13 protein-coding genes and 1 pseudogene are annotated in these 12,253 nt (G+C 27.7%); all 14 read left to right on the forward strand.

The window, feature by feature from the left end; genetic code table 11:
• Window positions 1-32 precede the first annotated feature (32 nt).
• A complete protein-coding gene (locus JG677_RS04990; protein WP_200285485.1) occupies window positions 33-422 on the forward strand; it encodes an NAD(P)H-quinone oxidoreductase subunit 3 in 390 nt (129 codons plus the stop codon).
• Complete coding sequence (locus tag JG677_RS04995; protein WP_200169946.1) at window positions 404-907, forward strand: NuoB/complex I 20 kDa subunit family protein; 504 nt, start codon at window positions 404-406, stop codon at window positions 905-907. The genes JG677_RS04990 and JG677_RS04995 overlap by 19 nt, the downstream gene beginning before the upstream one ends.
• Window positions 907-1,698 carry an NADH-quinone oxidoreductase subunit C gene (locus JG677_RS05000; protein ID WP_200285487.1) on the forward strand — a complete coding sequence of 264 codons (792 nt, stop codon included), beginning with the start codon at window positions 907-909 and terminating at the stop codon, window positions 1,696-1,698. The genes JG677_RS04995 and JG677_RS05000 overlap by 1 nt, the downstream gene beginning before the upstream one ends.
• Before the next feature lies 1 nt (window position 1,699).
• On the forward strand, window positions 1,700-2,926 hold the full coding sequence (gene nuoD, locus JG677_RS05005; protein ID WP_200285489.1) for an NADH dehydrogenase (quinone) subunit D: 1,227 nt from the start codon (window positions 1,700-1,702) through the stop codon (window positions 2,924-2,926).
• Window positions 2,923-3,156 (forward strand): NADH-ubiquinone oxidoreductase subunit E family protein, encoded by a 234-nt coding sequence (locus JG677_RS05010; protein ID WP_200169943.1) that lies wholly within the window; start codon window positions 2,923-2,925, stop codon window positions 3,154-3,156. The genes nuoD and JG677_RS05010 overlap by 4 nt, the downstream gene beginning before the upstream one ends.
• Window positions 3,146-3,850: a hypothetical protein gene (locus JG677_RS05015; protein WP_200285491.1), complete on the forward strand. Its 705-nt coding sequence runs from the start codon at window positions 3,146-3,148 to the stop codon at window positions 3,848-3,850. Before JG677_RS05010 ends, JG677_RS05015 begins: the two co-directional genes overlap by 11 nt.
• Window positions 3,847-6,309, forward strand: a complete 2,463-nt coding sequence (locus JG677_RS05020; protein ID WP_200285493.1) for an NADH-quinone oxidoreductase subunit G — start codon at window positions 3,847-3,849, stop codon at window positions 6,307-6,309. Before JG677_RS05015 ends, JG677_RS05020 begins: the two co-directional genes overlap by 4 nt.
• On the forward strand, window positions 6,302-7,300 hold the full coding sequence (nuoH, locus tag JG677_RS05025; RefSeq protein ID WP_200169940.1) for an NADH-quinone oxidoreductase subunit NuoH: 999 nt from the start codon (window positions 6,302-6,304) through the stop codon (window positions 7,298-7,300). The genes JG677_RS05020 and nuoH overlap by 8 nt, the downstream gene beginning before the upstream one ends.
• A gap of 9 nt (window positions 7,301-7,309) precedes the next feature.
• Complete coding sequence (nuoI, locus tag JG677_RS05030; protein ID WP_200169939.1) at window positions 7,310-7,978, forward strand: NADH-quinone oxidoreductase subunit NuoI; 669 nt, start codon at window positions 7,310-7,312, stop codon at window positions 7,976-7,978.
• Entirely contained in the window at window positions 7,975-8,490 is a 516-nt protein-coding gene (locus JG677_RS05035; RefSeq protein ID WP_200285496.1) for an NADH-quinone oxidoreductase subunit J, read from the forward strand. Before nuoI ends, JG677_RS05035 begins: the two co-directional genes overlap by 4 nt.
• Window positions 8,490-8,786, forward strand: coding sequence for an NADH-quinone oxidoreductase subunit NuoK (gene nuoK / locus JG677_RS05040; protein ID WP_200169937.1), 297 nt, complete (start codon window positions 8,490-8,492; stop codon window positions 8,784-8,786). The genes JG677_RS05035 and nuoK overlap by 1 nt, the downstream gene beginning before the upstream one ends.
• 1 nt (window position 8,787) lies before the next feature.
• Complete coding sequence (gene nuoL, locus JG677_RS05045; RefSeq protein WP_200217254.1) at window positions 8,788-10,584, forward strand: NADH-quinone oxidoreductase subunit L; 1,797 nt, start codon at window positions 8,788-8,790, stop codon at window positions 10,582-10,584.
• Window position 10,585: 1 nt separating this feature from the next.
• Window positions 10,586-12,076 carry an NADH-quinone oxidoreductase subunit M gene (locus JG677_RS05050; protein WP_200285498.1) on the forward strand — a complete coding sequence of 497 codons (1,491 nt, stop codon included), beginning with the start codon at window positions 10,586-10,588 and terminating at the stop codon, window positions 12,074-12,076.
• Window positions 12,066-12,253, forward strand: a pseudogene (locus tag JG677_RS05055) (NADH-quinone oxidoreductase subunit N); the annotation flags it as partial. The gene JG677_RS05050 and the pseudogene JG677_RS05055, both read left to right, overlap by 11 nt.

The following is a 12,253-nucleotide window of genomic DNA, read 5'->3' on the forward strand; positions in this document are numbered from 1 at the left end:
ATAATACGTTTAATGCTTATTAAGGAGAATATATGTCTCATATAGAGATTTCTCATCCGTATTTTGGTATATTTTTAATGCTAATATTGACTAGTGCTATTTTTTTTGGGTTGGTTTTTATTGCCTCTAAGATAGGTAATTCTTTTGCTTCTAAAAATCGTAAAAAATTAGGACTTGGAATGTATGAGTGTGGTCCTATTCCTATAAAACAAGCTAATAAAATGAATTCTCAATTTTTTATAGTTGCTTTAGTTTTTATACTTTTAGATATTGAAGTAGTATTTTTATTTCCTTGGGCTTTAATTTTTAAATATCTTGGTTGGTTTGGACTTTTTGAAATTTTAATATTTATTTTACTTTTAGCAATAGGTTTTTTATATGCTTATAAAAAAGGGGCGTTTGAATGGCAGAGCATCAAGTAAATTATGCAAATGGACTTCCTGTAGTTTTAACTACAGTTGATAAAATTGTTCAATGGGGTAGAAGTAATTCTTTATGGGCTTTATCTTATGGTTTGGCTTGTTGCGCGATTGAAATGATGGCAGCAGGAGGATCAAGATATGATTTTGATCGTTTTGGAACAATTTTTAGGGCTAGTCCTAGACATTCTGAGGTGATGATTATAGCGGGAACTTTATCTAAAAAACACGCTGAATTTACAAGAAGACTTTATGATCAGATGCCAGATCCTAAATGGGTTATCTCTATGGGTAGTTGTGCTAATACAGGAGGAATGTTTAATACTTACTCGACTGTTCAAGGAGTTGATAGAATTATCCCAGTTGATATTTATGTACCAGGATGTGCTCCAAGACCAGAAAGCTTTCAATTTGCTTTAATGATTTTGCAAAAAAAAATAAGAAAAGAAAAAGCAAGTCGTAAAATTGCTCCAAAAAGGCTAGTGTAATGAGAAAGTATCAAGATAAAAAAAATGTTCAATTAAAAAATTATTATGAAGACAGGTTTTATCATGCTCCACAAAGTGTTAAAACTGATCCTAAGGAAAGTATTTTTAAAGATGATTTTTTAATTTTACAAGAAAAAATTAATCTTCAAGATGCTTTTATCGAATTTAACACTCTTGTTCTTGATATTAAAAAAGAAGATAATATAAAAGCTTTAACTTTACTTAAAGAATTAGGCTATGATTGTTTTATTGAAGCTAGTGCAATTGATTTTGTTGCACAACGTAATGGTTTTGGAATTTTTTATCAACTTCTTAATGTAAAAAAAGGATTGCGTGTTAGAATTAAAACTTTTGTAGCTTTAAAAGAAAGACTCCAAAGTGTTACAAGTGTTTTTAAAGGTGCTAATTGGAGTGAGAGAGAAATTTATGATATGTTTGGAATTTTTATTATAAATCATCCTAATTTAAAGCGTATTTTAATGCCAGATGATTGGTATGGACATCCTTTATTAAAAACTTATCCTTTAGAAGGAGATGAATTTGCAAAATGGTATGAGATTGATAGAATTTTTGGAAAAGATTATAGAGAAGTAGTGGGACCTGAAAATAGAGATCCAGCTTTTATTGATGATAAAGATACTTTAAATTTTTCAAGATTATATCATCAAGTTGAAAAAGCAAAAACACCAGTTGAAAGTTCTTTAGCTTTAGAGTATCAAGAGGAAGAGGGCGTGGCTTTTGTTAAAAAGATCAAGCGAGATAAAATTAAATTTTTAGATAAAAGGCGTTAATATGCAAATTCCTACCAAGTTAAAACCTTATTATGAAAATATAGCATTTGAGCGTGAAGACTCTAAAATGATTATAAATTTAGGACCACAGCATCCTTCAGCACACGGGAATTTACGTCTTATTTTAGAGCTTGATGGAGAGCAAGTTGTTAAAGCACGTCCTTGTATAGGTTATATGCATCGTGGTATGGAAAAAATGGCTGAAAATATGATTTATCAAGAATTTATTCCTACTACTGATAGAATGGACTATGTTGCTGCTAGTGCTAATAATTATGCTTATTGTGCTGCAGTTGAAAGATTATGTGGCTTAGAAATTCCTCGTAGAGCTGCTGTAATTCGTATGATAATTTTAGAATTAAATCGTTTAGCTTCTCATTTGCTTTGGCTTGCTACACACGCACTTGATATTGGTGCAATGAGTATATTTTTATATTGCTTTAGAGATAGAGAATATGTTCTTGATTTATTAGAAAAATACTGCGGAGCAAGACTTACGCATTCTTCTATGAGAATAGGCGGAGTAATGCTTGATTTACCTGAAGGTTTTTTAGATGAACTTTTAAGCTTTTGTAATAAATTTCCAAAAGATATTAAAGATTATGAAGCTTTACTTGATGATAATAGAATTTGGCGTTTAAGAACAGAAAATGTTGGAGTTGTAAGCAAAGAACAAGCCTTAAATTGGGGTTGTAGTGGAGTTATGTTAAGAGCGAGTGGAGTTTGTTATGATATACGCAAAGAAGAGCCTTATTTGCTTTATAATGAAGTTGATTTTGGGGTTCCTTATGCTACTCAAGGTGATTCTTATGCTAGATATAAAGTTTATATGCAAGAATTTAGAGAAAGTTTGAAAATTTTAAAACAATGTATAAAACTTTATAAAGATACTCCACCAGAAATTTTAGCTGATAATCCAGAATATGTTAGTGCTTCAAAAGAGCAAATTTTAACACAAAATTATTCTTTGCAACAACATTTTGTTTTAATCTCACAAGGACTTAAACCTCCAAAAGGTGAAGTTTATGTTCCAACAGAAAGTCCAAAAGGTGAGCTTGGTTTTTTTATTCATTCAGATGGAAGTAGCAGACCTTATAGACTTAAAGCTAGAACGCCTAGTTATTGGCATTGTTCTTTTTTTGAAGAAATGCTTGTAGGATCTTATTTAGCTGATGTTGTAGCTATTATGGGAAGCGTAAATATAGTTTTAGGTGAGATTGATAGATGAGAAGAGTTGATTTAAGAAAGAGCAAAGATTTATTTTTAGAAATGGATGAAGTAATTACAAATGCTAAATTTGATGAAGTTTTAGTTATACTTTTTGAAATTGGAGATTTTTCTGCAGTAGAGAAAAGTTTTTCTTTTATAAAAGAAAAAAAATGCACCCTTTTAAATTCTTTGAAATTTAATCAAAAAGATTGGACTATAGTAATAAAAAAGGATAAAAATGCACTATAAAAGTGGCGATAATGCATTTTGTTTTGTAAATATGCTTAGTCTTAATAACACAGTTTTATGTGAAAAATTACAAAAAAGTTCTAATATTAATATTTCTTGTTTGCAAGATAAAGCTTTAAATGCTAAATTTTATAAATGTGAAATAGCAAGCATTTCTTATGTTTTAGCATTACTTTGCAAAATACTCAATAAACAAAAATTTAAAGATTTAGATGAGGGTTTTTTAAGTGCGGAATCTTGTATATCAGAGGAAGAAGCTTTAGAAATTTTAGATTTTTTAAAAAAAGCTAAGGTTTTAATTTTTGATAAAAACTTAAAATTTTATAAAGATTTTGAAAATATTAAATATTTTATATATATTTTAAGTAAAGAATTTAATTTACAAATTTTGGATTCTTTTGAAAAAGAATATGATTTTTCTGATTCTAAGTTAGGAACTTTAAAAGAACTTGATAATTATGATGGACTTGTAGTTTTTAAAAGTAAATTAAATGATAATTTTTTACATTGTTCTAAGCAATTTTTACAACTTGCTAAATTTAAGCATTTAGATGAAGTAAATATTCAAGGTAAAAATTTAAATTTAAATACTAAGCTTTATCTAGATGAAAATTTAAGCGGAACAATAGGATTTTTAAATGATGAAAATGAGGGTTTAGATTTTGTTAAAATTTGCATAAAGGAAGCAAGATGACAATAACAATCAACGGCAAAGAGTGTTTCTTTGAAGAAGGTGAATATATATTAAATATTGCAAGAAGAAATAATATTTTTATCCCAGCGATTTGTTATCTTAGCGGTTGTAGTCCAACTTTAGCTTGTCGTATGTGTATGGTAGAAGCAGATGGCAAAAAAGTATATTCTTGTAATACTAAAGCTAAAGATAAAATGATTGTTGAGAGTGATTTAAAGAATTTATGGGATGAAAGAAATGAGATTATGCAAGCTTATTGTATTAATCATCCTTTACAATGTGGAGTATGTGATAAATCAGGAGAATGTGAGCTTCAAAATTTTACTCATAAAGCTAGAGTAAATGAACAAAAATACTGGATTAAAGATACACACAAACCACATAAAAAATGGGGATTTATCAATTATGATCCAGCACTTTGTATAGTATGCGAACGTTGTATTACTGTATGTAAGGATAGGATAGGTGAAAGTGCTTTAAAAACTGTCCCTAGAGGTGGTAATATGCCAGATATCACTTTTAAAGAAAATATGGGAAAAGATGCTTATGCTATTTGGACTAAATTCCAAAAAAGTTTAATAGGTCCTTCTAGTGGAGACAAACTTGATTGTTCATTTTGTGGAGAATGTACTAGCGTTTGTCCTACAGGTGCTCTTATTAGTTCTTCATTTCAATATACTTCAAATATTTGGGAATTAAAAAGGATTCCAGCTTCAAATCCACATTCGAGCGATTGCGAGCTTATGTATTATGATGTGAAACAAACAAGTATCAATGAACAAAAAACAAAAATTTATAGAGTAAGTAATGATTTTTCTTTTGCAACTTTAAATAAGGCTGCAAGATATGGATTTGACACCCAAAGTGCAGGAAAAAAAGATAAAAAAGCTTTTGATTATTTAATTTCTTTAATTAAAAAAGGGGAAATTAAAAATATTAAATTTAATAGTTTTATCACAAATGAAGAAGCTTTGATTTTACAGAATTTGAAAAAGAAATTTGATCTTTGTTTGATTAATGATGAGGCAAAAGCTTTTAAAGAATTTTTAAATGATTTTATACAAAGTTCAGGAAGTATTTATAATGCAACAAGTGAAGATATAACTAAAAGTGACTTTTTAGTTGTTGTTGGAACTTTATTAAGATATGATGCACCAACACTAAGTTATAAGATTAATAATGCTTTAGTAATGAATAAAGGAGCAGGATTTTATTTTCATCCTTTAGAAGATGAAGGGGTGAAAAAATATTCTAAAAATTTCATTACTCACACTCATAAGGTGGGAGATGAAGAACAAATTTTATACTTTTTATTACAAAAATTTTCACAAGATAAAAATATAAAAAAAGCTTTAGAAGAATTTTTTATCCAAGAAAATAAAGAAATAGAAGAAAGTATTAATGAAGAATTAATAGAAACAATAATAGAAAAAGATGAAGAAGGTAATGAAATTCAAAAAGAAGTAAAAAAGATTTTGCCTAAGAAGATAAAAAAGCTTGTAGAGGTAAAAAAATCTGTTTTTGCTAAAAATTTAGGCATTGATGAGGACAAATTAGAAGATTTATTGCTAAAGAAAAATAATTTTACTTTGATTATAGGAAGTGATTTTTACTTTCATAAAAATTCTAAAAAACTTGCTAAACTTCTTGCTCTTATTCAAAATACAACTCCTTTTAAAATTTTCTTAAATCCAACACATACAAATACTTTAGGAGTTTCATTAATTTGTGATTTATCAGAAGCTAAAGAAGGAAAAACTTTAGGATATAATGAAAAAGGTGATTTTAGCTTTTCTTATGAGGAATACAATGATCTTAAAAGTTCTAGTTTGAATCAACAAGAAGGAACTTTTGTAAATTACGATAAAAGAGTAGTTCCAACTAATGCAGCCTTAGAATTTGATGGTTATTTTTTAAATGATTTAGCAAATGCTTTAGGTTTTGATGAGAATTTTACCATTGATTATACAAAGAGATTGCCAATCAATAAAGGATTTTTACCAATAGAATTTGATCATTTAGAAAATTATTATACTAATGGTGGAGAAAATAAAAGAGGTTATCTTTTGGATACAAAAGTTTTTGATAAAAATGCAGATTTAGAATGGATTTTACCTGATCTTAAATCTTCTTTTGCTTTAAAAGAAAATGAATTTGTAGTTTATAGTGCCAATCCAAGTTATCAATTTGGAAGATATTCTAATCTAGCTAGTGCTTTAAAGGAAAGCATCTTTTTAGGCATGAGTGAAGATTTATCTCAAAAACTTAATTTAAATGATAAAGATTTGGTTGAATTTTTTATAGATGATAAAAAAATAATCCTTAGTGTAAGGATAGATAAAGATTTAAAAAATAGTATTTTTTTACCTTATTTTGATAGCAAGATTGATACTTTAAGTTTTTTTAAAGAAAGATTTATTGTAGCAAAAATTAAAAAATTAGGAGCAAATAATGAGTGAATTTGCTTATTTTGCGATAGAAACTTTGATTAAATGCGTTGTGGTGCTTGCAGTATTTGCTACTTTGGCAGGTTTTGCAACTTATGCTGAAAGAAAAGTTTTAGCATATTTTCAAAGACGTATAGGTCCTGATATGGTTGGTCCTTTTGGATTGATTCAATTGGTTGCTGATATGATTAAGCTTTTTACAAAAGAAGATATTATCCCTTCAAATTCGCAAAAAATTATTTTTGCAATTGCTCCTTTAATTGCTGCTATTAGTGCTTTTGTTTCCTTATCAGCTATCCCTATTTTGCCCGAATTTACTTTATTTGGTAGAGTAGTTCAGCCAATTATTGCAGATATTAATGTAGCTTTACTTTTTGTAATAGGAACTTCTGGACTTTGTTTTTATGCGGTATTTTTAGGAGGACTTGCTAGTAATAATAAATGGTCTATCTTAGGTGCAGCAAGAGCTTTGGTGGCTATTATCTCTTATGAAAGTGTAGGGGCTTTAGCTTTAATTGCTATAGTTATGCTTGTTGGATCTTTTTCTCTTATAGATATTAATAATTATCAAAGCGATGGAATTCTTTCTTGGCTTATTTTTAAACAACCTTTAGCTTTTATTCTTTTTATCATCGCTTTATTTATAGAAACAAATAGAACCCCGCTTTGTTTAACTGAAAACGATGCTGAAATTGTTGCTGGATATGGAACAGAGTATTCAGGACTTCGTTGGGGTATGTTTTTTATTGGTGAGTATGCTTCTATGATAGCAGGAGCTATTCTTGTTTCACTTTTATTTTTGGGCGGTTTTAATGATTTTTGGATTATTCCTGGTTGGATTATGATAATTTTAAAATCTGTTTTTATTTTTTTCTGGTATTTTTGGGCTAGGGCTGCATTTCCTCAATTGCGTCCTGATCAGGTAATGAGAATGTGTTATTTGATTTTAATTCCTTTAGCAGTTTTTAATCTTTTAATAACAGCTTTTACAATTGTTTTTTAAGGACTTATAATGGAAAAACAATATTATTTAGTTGATGAGAAAAGAAAAAATCCTCAAACAACTTGGCAAAAAATTTCTCAAACTATAAAAAGATCTATTAAGTTAGAACTTTTTGTGGGACTTTTTGTTCTTTTAAGAGAATTAATAAAGAAAAATAATAGTGCGACAATAAAATATCCTTTTGAAAAAATTAAGCTTGATTCAAGGTATAGAGCTGTTCATAGACTAATGCGTTTTATTGAAAGTGAAAATGAAAGATGTATAGGATGTGGTCTTTGTGAGAAAATTTGCATTAGTAATTGTATAAGAATGGAAACTTCTTTAGATGAGGAAGGTCGTAAAAAAGTAAGCAATTATAGTATTAATTTAGGACGTTGTATTTATTGTGGATTTTGTGCTGAGGTTTGCCCAGAACTTGCTATAGTCCATACAAGTGAGTATGAGAGTGCATCAGAACAAAGAGCTTATTTTGGTTATAAAAATGACTTTTTAACTCCTATTGATCATCTTAAAGCTCAAAAAGAATTTGAAGGTTCTGGAAGCTTGAGAAAAGATGCTGATTTGTTTGTTAAAAAAACTCCAAACTATTATGAAGTTTTACAAGAAAGAGAAAATAATTTATGCACTGATGAAGAATGTATATTGCCAAATTTAGCCTCACAGGGAGAAAACAAATGATAGAAAATTTAGCTTTTGTATTTTTTAGTGTGGTGGTTTTAGGCCTTTTTTTGGTGGCTGTTTTAAGTAAAAATGTTTTATATTCACTTTCGGCTTTAGCCGGTGGAATGGTTTTTTTATCAGGATTTTATTTTTTATTAGATGCTGAATTTATTGGAGTAATACAAATTATCGTTTATAGTGGAGCAGTTTTAGGACTTTATAGTTTTGCTATAATGTTTTTTGATTCTTCTAAAGAATTAAAAGAAAAAATAAAATACAAAAAAATATTTTTCTTTTTAGTTATTTTAAGTGCTTTGCTTCTTTTGTTAATGATTGGTGGGTTTAAATATCAAAATATTAGTACTGATTTAACTCTTAAAGATCCTCTTATTTTTGATTATAGTAAGCAACTTGCTTTTGCTATTTTTTCAAAATATCTTTTAGCTTTCGAATTTATAGCTGTTTTACTTTTAATAGCTTTAGTATGTGCTATTGTTCTTACGCATAAAGAGTTTGGCAAGGAAAAATAATGATAGAAAAATATTTTATTATTGCAATTTTAATGTTTATAGTTGGACTTATAGGTATTTTAAAAAGACAAAATTTAATTATGCTTTTTATTTCTACTGAAATTTTACTTAATGCTGCAAATTTAATTTTAATTGCTGCTTCAAAAATGCACAATGACTTAAATGGACAAGTTTTTGCACTTTTTATTATGGGTATAGCAGCTTGTGAAGTAGCAGTAGGAGTAGCTTTGTGTGTTCTTTGGTATAGAAAAAAAGGAAGCTTAGAATTAAAAAGTTTAAAAGAAGTAGAGGTGTAATATGCAAAATTTAGCTTTAATTTCTCTTTTTGCGCCTTTTATGGCATTTATTTTAGCTTCTTGTTTCTCTTTGAGTAAGAAAAAAATTATTGTAGGATTTTTGTGTTCATTTTTTATAGCTTTAAGTGCTTTGAGCTCATTAATACTTCTTTTTGAAAATCAAAGTTTTAATATTGTACTTTTTGAATGGATTCCTACTATAGGTCTTTCTTTTGGATTTGATATTGATGCTGTTTCTTTAACTATGATGAGTGTGGTAAGCATAGTTGCTACTTTAGTTCATTTTTATAGTATTTTTTATATGCAAGATGATGAGGGATTTAATAAATATTTTTCTTATTTAGGTCTTTTTGTTTTTTCTATGATGTTTTTGGTTATGAGCGATAATTTCTTAGGATTATTTATAGGCTGGGAAGGAGTTGGTTTATGCTCTTGGCTTTTAATCGGTTTTTGGTATAAAAATAATAAATATTCTTTTGCAGCTAATGAAGCTTTTATTATGAATAGAATTAGTGATCTTGGAATGCTAATTGGAATTTTTTGGCTTTATTTGCAAACAAATACTTTAAAATATGATGAAGTTTTTTCTTTGATTTCAAGTATTGATCATTCTGCTTTAGTTCTTATAGCAATTTGTTTATTTATAGGTGCTATGGGAAAATCAGCACAATTTCCTTTTCATACTTGGCTTGCAGATGCTATGGCTGGACCTACTCCAGTTTCAGCTTTAATTCACGCAGCAACTATGGTTACTGCAGGGGTTTATTTGGTAATTCGTGCTAATATAATTTATGATTTAGTTCCTGAAGTAAGCTATATAATAGCTTTTGTAGGAGCTTTTGTAGCTTTATTTGCCGCTTCTATGGCTTTAGTAGCTACTGATTTAAAGCGTATTATTGCTTATTCAACCCTTTCTCAATTAGGTTATATGTTTGTTGCGGCAGGATTAGGGGCTTATAGTATAGCTTTATTTCATTTAGTAACTCACGCTTTTTTTAAATCTTTGTTATTTTTAGGTGCTGCAAATGTAATGCATGCTATGAATAATAATTTGGATATTAGAAAAATGGGCGGACTTTTTAATCCTATGAAAATTACAGCCATTTTTATGCTTATTGGATCTTTGGCTTTAGCAGGAATTTATCCTTTTGCTGGATTCTTTTCTAAAGATTTGATTTTAGGTTATTCTTTTATAACTTTTCATCACGGGATTTTTTTGGTGCTTTTAATAGCAGCTTTTATGACAGCATTTTATAGTTTTAGACTTTTAATGCTTGTATTTTTTACCCCAAAAAGACATAATACTCATCCTCACGAAGCAAGTAAATTGGCTCTTTTATCAATGACTCCTTTGGCGATTTTAGCTATTATTTTAGGATTTTTTGAGCATAAATTTTTTGATTTTATAAGTATTAAACTTGTTTATATTAATGCGCAAAATTCTCTTGTAATGATTCTTGCAAGTATTGCTGCTATTTTTGGAATACTTTTAGCTATTGTTGCTTATAAAAAATCTTGGTTTAAACCAAATTTAGAGCAAAAAAATATTTATAAACTTTTAAGCAATGAGTATTATATTCCTAAGTTTTATCATAATTTTTTAATTAAAAAATATGCAAGTTTGTGTGCAGTAATGAAGCATTGTGATATTTATATTTTTGATGCTTGTATAGATAAGATTGTTTTAAATCTTAATTTATTGTCTAAAAAAATTATTATGTCCAATTCGCTTTCATTAATGCTTAAATTTTTAGTTGCCGCTTTTGTCATTTTACTTTTTTTAGTATGGATGGTTTAATATGTTAAATTATTTGATTTTTTCTCCTTTAGTTGCCGCTTTTGTCATTTTACTTTTAAAACGTGGTGGGATTAAAATTTTTAGCGTCTTGGCAAGTTTTATAGTTTTGGTGCTTAATATCAAAGTTTTTTTAGATTTTTTATCAGGAACTGATTTTGAGTATAAAGTTTCTTTTGAAATTTTAAAATTTTTTAATTACCATATTGGAATAGATAGCATAGCTTTAATTTTGATGCTTCTTTGTTCTTTAATGGTATTTCTTTCTTTTGTATTTTTAAAGCTAGAACAAAAAGATATTGTATTAAATATATTTTTATTAGAATTTGCAATGCTAGGACTTTTTAGTGCTTTAGATGCCTTACTTTTTTACATTTTTTGGGAATTTTCTCTTTTACCTTTAATTTATATTATAGGAATTTATTCTAAAGAATTTAAATATGGAATCAAGTTTTTTATCTATGCTTTTATAGGTTCTATCTTAATGCTTGTTGCTATGATTTATTTAGCTTATTTAAATTATCAACTTTTAAATATTTGGACTTTTGATTTAGAAATTTGGAAAAATAATGTTTCTGGGGCAAATTTAAATGAACAACTTATTCTTTTTGCAGCTTTTTTTATAGCTTTTGCTATAAAATCACCTTTATTTCCTTTTCATACTTGGGCGCCAAAAGTTTATGCAAAATCTCCAACAATTGTTTCTGTAATGCTTGTAGCTTTTAAGATGGCTCCTTTTGGTTTTTTAAAATTTTGCTTAGTACTTTTCCCAGATGCTAGCGTGTATTATATGCCTTTAATTGCGGCTTTGTGTATAGTAAGTATTATTTATTGTGCTTTAATTGCTTATAGGAGTGATGATTTAAAAGAATTGGTTGCTTATAGTTCTTTATCTCATATTGGTGTTATTGTTCTTGGTATTTTTTCTTTTAATGTTTTAGGTATAAGCGGAGCTGTATTTTATATGTTTGCACATGGACTTGTAACGGGAGTTTTATTTTTAATGATGCAAAGCTTATTTCAAAGATATAATACTTATGAAATTTCTTTTTACCATTCTTTAGCAAGTAAAGCGCCTTTATTTGCAATTTTCTTTGCTATTGTTTTATTATCTAGTATTTCTTTACCTTTAACTTTATCTTTTATCGGTGAGTTTTTAGTATTATTAGGTATTGCCAAGATCAATCTTTTATATGCATTTTTAGCTGGTTTGGTGATTATACTTGGAGCTATCTATATGCTTAATTTATTTAGAAAAATATTTTTTATGCAAAAAGATAATGGTATTGCAGGCTTTAAGCTTTATCCTAGGGAAATTTTTGTTTTAAGTATTGCTTCAATTTTAATTTTTTATCTTGGAGTTGCCCCTAAGATTTTTTTACAACCTTTACAAGAAAATAGTAAAGAGTTGATAAATACTATGAATATTAAAGCTATTGAAAAAAGTACAATAGAATTTTTATCTAATTTAAAAGGAGAAAGTTATGCTAAATGAATTTATTAATTTTGAAGCACTTAATATAGCTTTGGCATATCCTTTTATTTTTTTAATTATTATTGCAATTATTCTTTTATTTTGTTCAGCTTTTTATAAGCTTCATAGAAGTTTTTATATAAGCATTAGTATTTTATCTTTAATTTTTTCTTTTTTCTTAATTTTATCAAATATGAG

This window comes from Campylobacter sp. TTU-622 (genome assembly GCF_016598965.1).
Classification (GTDB): Bacteria; Campylobacterota; Campylobacteria; order Campylobacterales; family Campylobacteraceae; genus Campylobacter_D.

What these genes read in the sequence shown, in the direction of transcription:
- JG677_RS04990 (WP_200285485.1), top strand. Translation starts at nt 33, where the DNA reads ATGTCTCATATAGAGATTTCTCATCCGTATTTTGGTATATTTTTAATG.
- JG677_RS04995 (WP_200169946.1), top strand. Translation starts at nt 404, where the DNA reads ATGGCAGAGCATCAAGTAAATTATGCAAATGGACTTCCTGTAGTTTTA.
- JG677_RS05000 (WP_200285487.1), top strand. Translation starts at nt 907, where the DNA reads ATGAGAAAGTATCAAGATAAAAAAAATGTTCAATTAAAAAATTATTAT.
- nuoD (WP_200285489.1), top strand. Translation starts at nt 1,700, where the DNA reads ATGCAAATTCCTACCAAGTTAAAACCTTATTATGAAAATATAGCATTT.
- JG677_RS05010 (WP_200169943.1), top strand. Translation starts at nt 2,923, where the DNA reads ATGAGAAGAGTTGATTTAAGAAAGAGCAAAGATTTATTTTTAGAAATG.
- JG677_RS05015 (WP_200285491.1), top strand. Translation starts at nt 3,146, where the DNA reads ATGCACTATAAAAGTGGCGATAATGCATTTTGTTTTGTAAATATGCTT.
- JG677_RS05020 (WP_200285493.1), top strand. Translation starts at nt 3,847, where the DNA reads ATGACAATAACAATCAACGGCAAAGAGTGTTTCTTTGAAGAAGGTGAA.
- nuoH (WP_200169940.1), top strand. Translation starts at nt 6,302, where the DNA reads ATGAGTGAATTTGCTTATTTTGCGATAGAAACTTTGATTAAATGCGTT.
- nuoI (WP_200169939.1), top strand. Translation starts at nt 7,310, where the DNA reads ATGGAAAAACAATATTATTTAGTTGATGAGAAAAGAAAAAATCCTCAA.
- JG677_RS05035 (WP_200285496.1), top strand. Translation starts at nt 7,975, where the DNA reads ATGATAGAAAATTTAGCTTTTGTATTTTTTAGTGTGGTGGTTTTAGGC.
- nuoK (WP_200169937.1), top strand. Translation starts at nt 8,490, where the DNA reads ATGATAGAAAAATATTTTATTATTGCAATTTTAATGTTTATAGTTGGA.
- nuoL (WP_200217254.1), top strand. Translation starts at nt 8,788, where the DNA reads ATGCAAAATTTAGCTTTAATTTCTCTTTTTGCGCCTTTTATGGCATTT.
- JG677_RS05050 (WP_200285498.1), top strand. Translation starts at nt 10,586, where the DNA reads ATGTTAAATTATTTGATTTTTTCTCCTTTAGTTGCCGCTTTTGTCATT.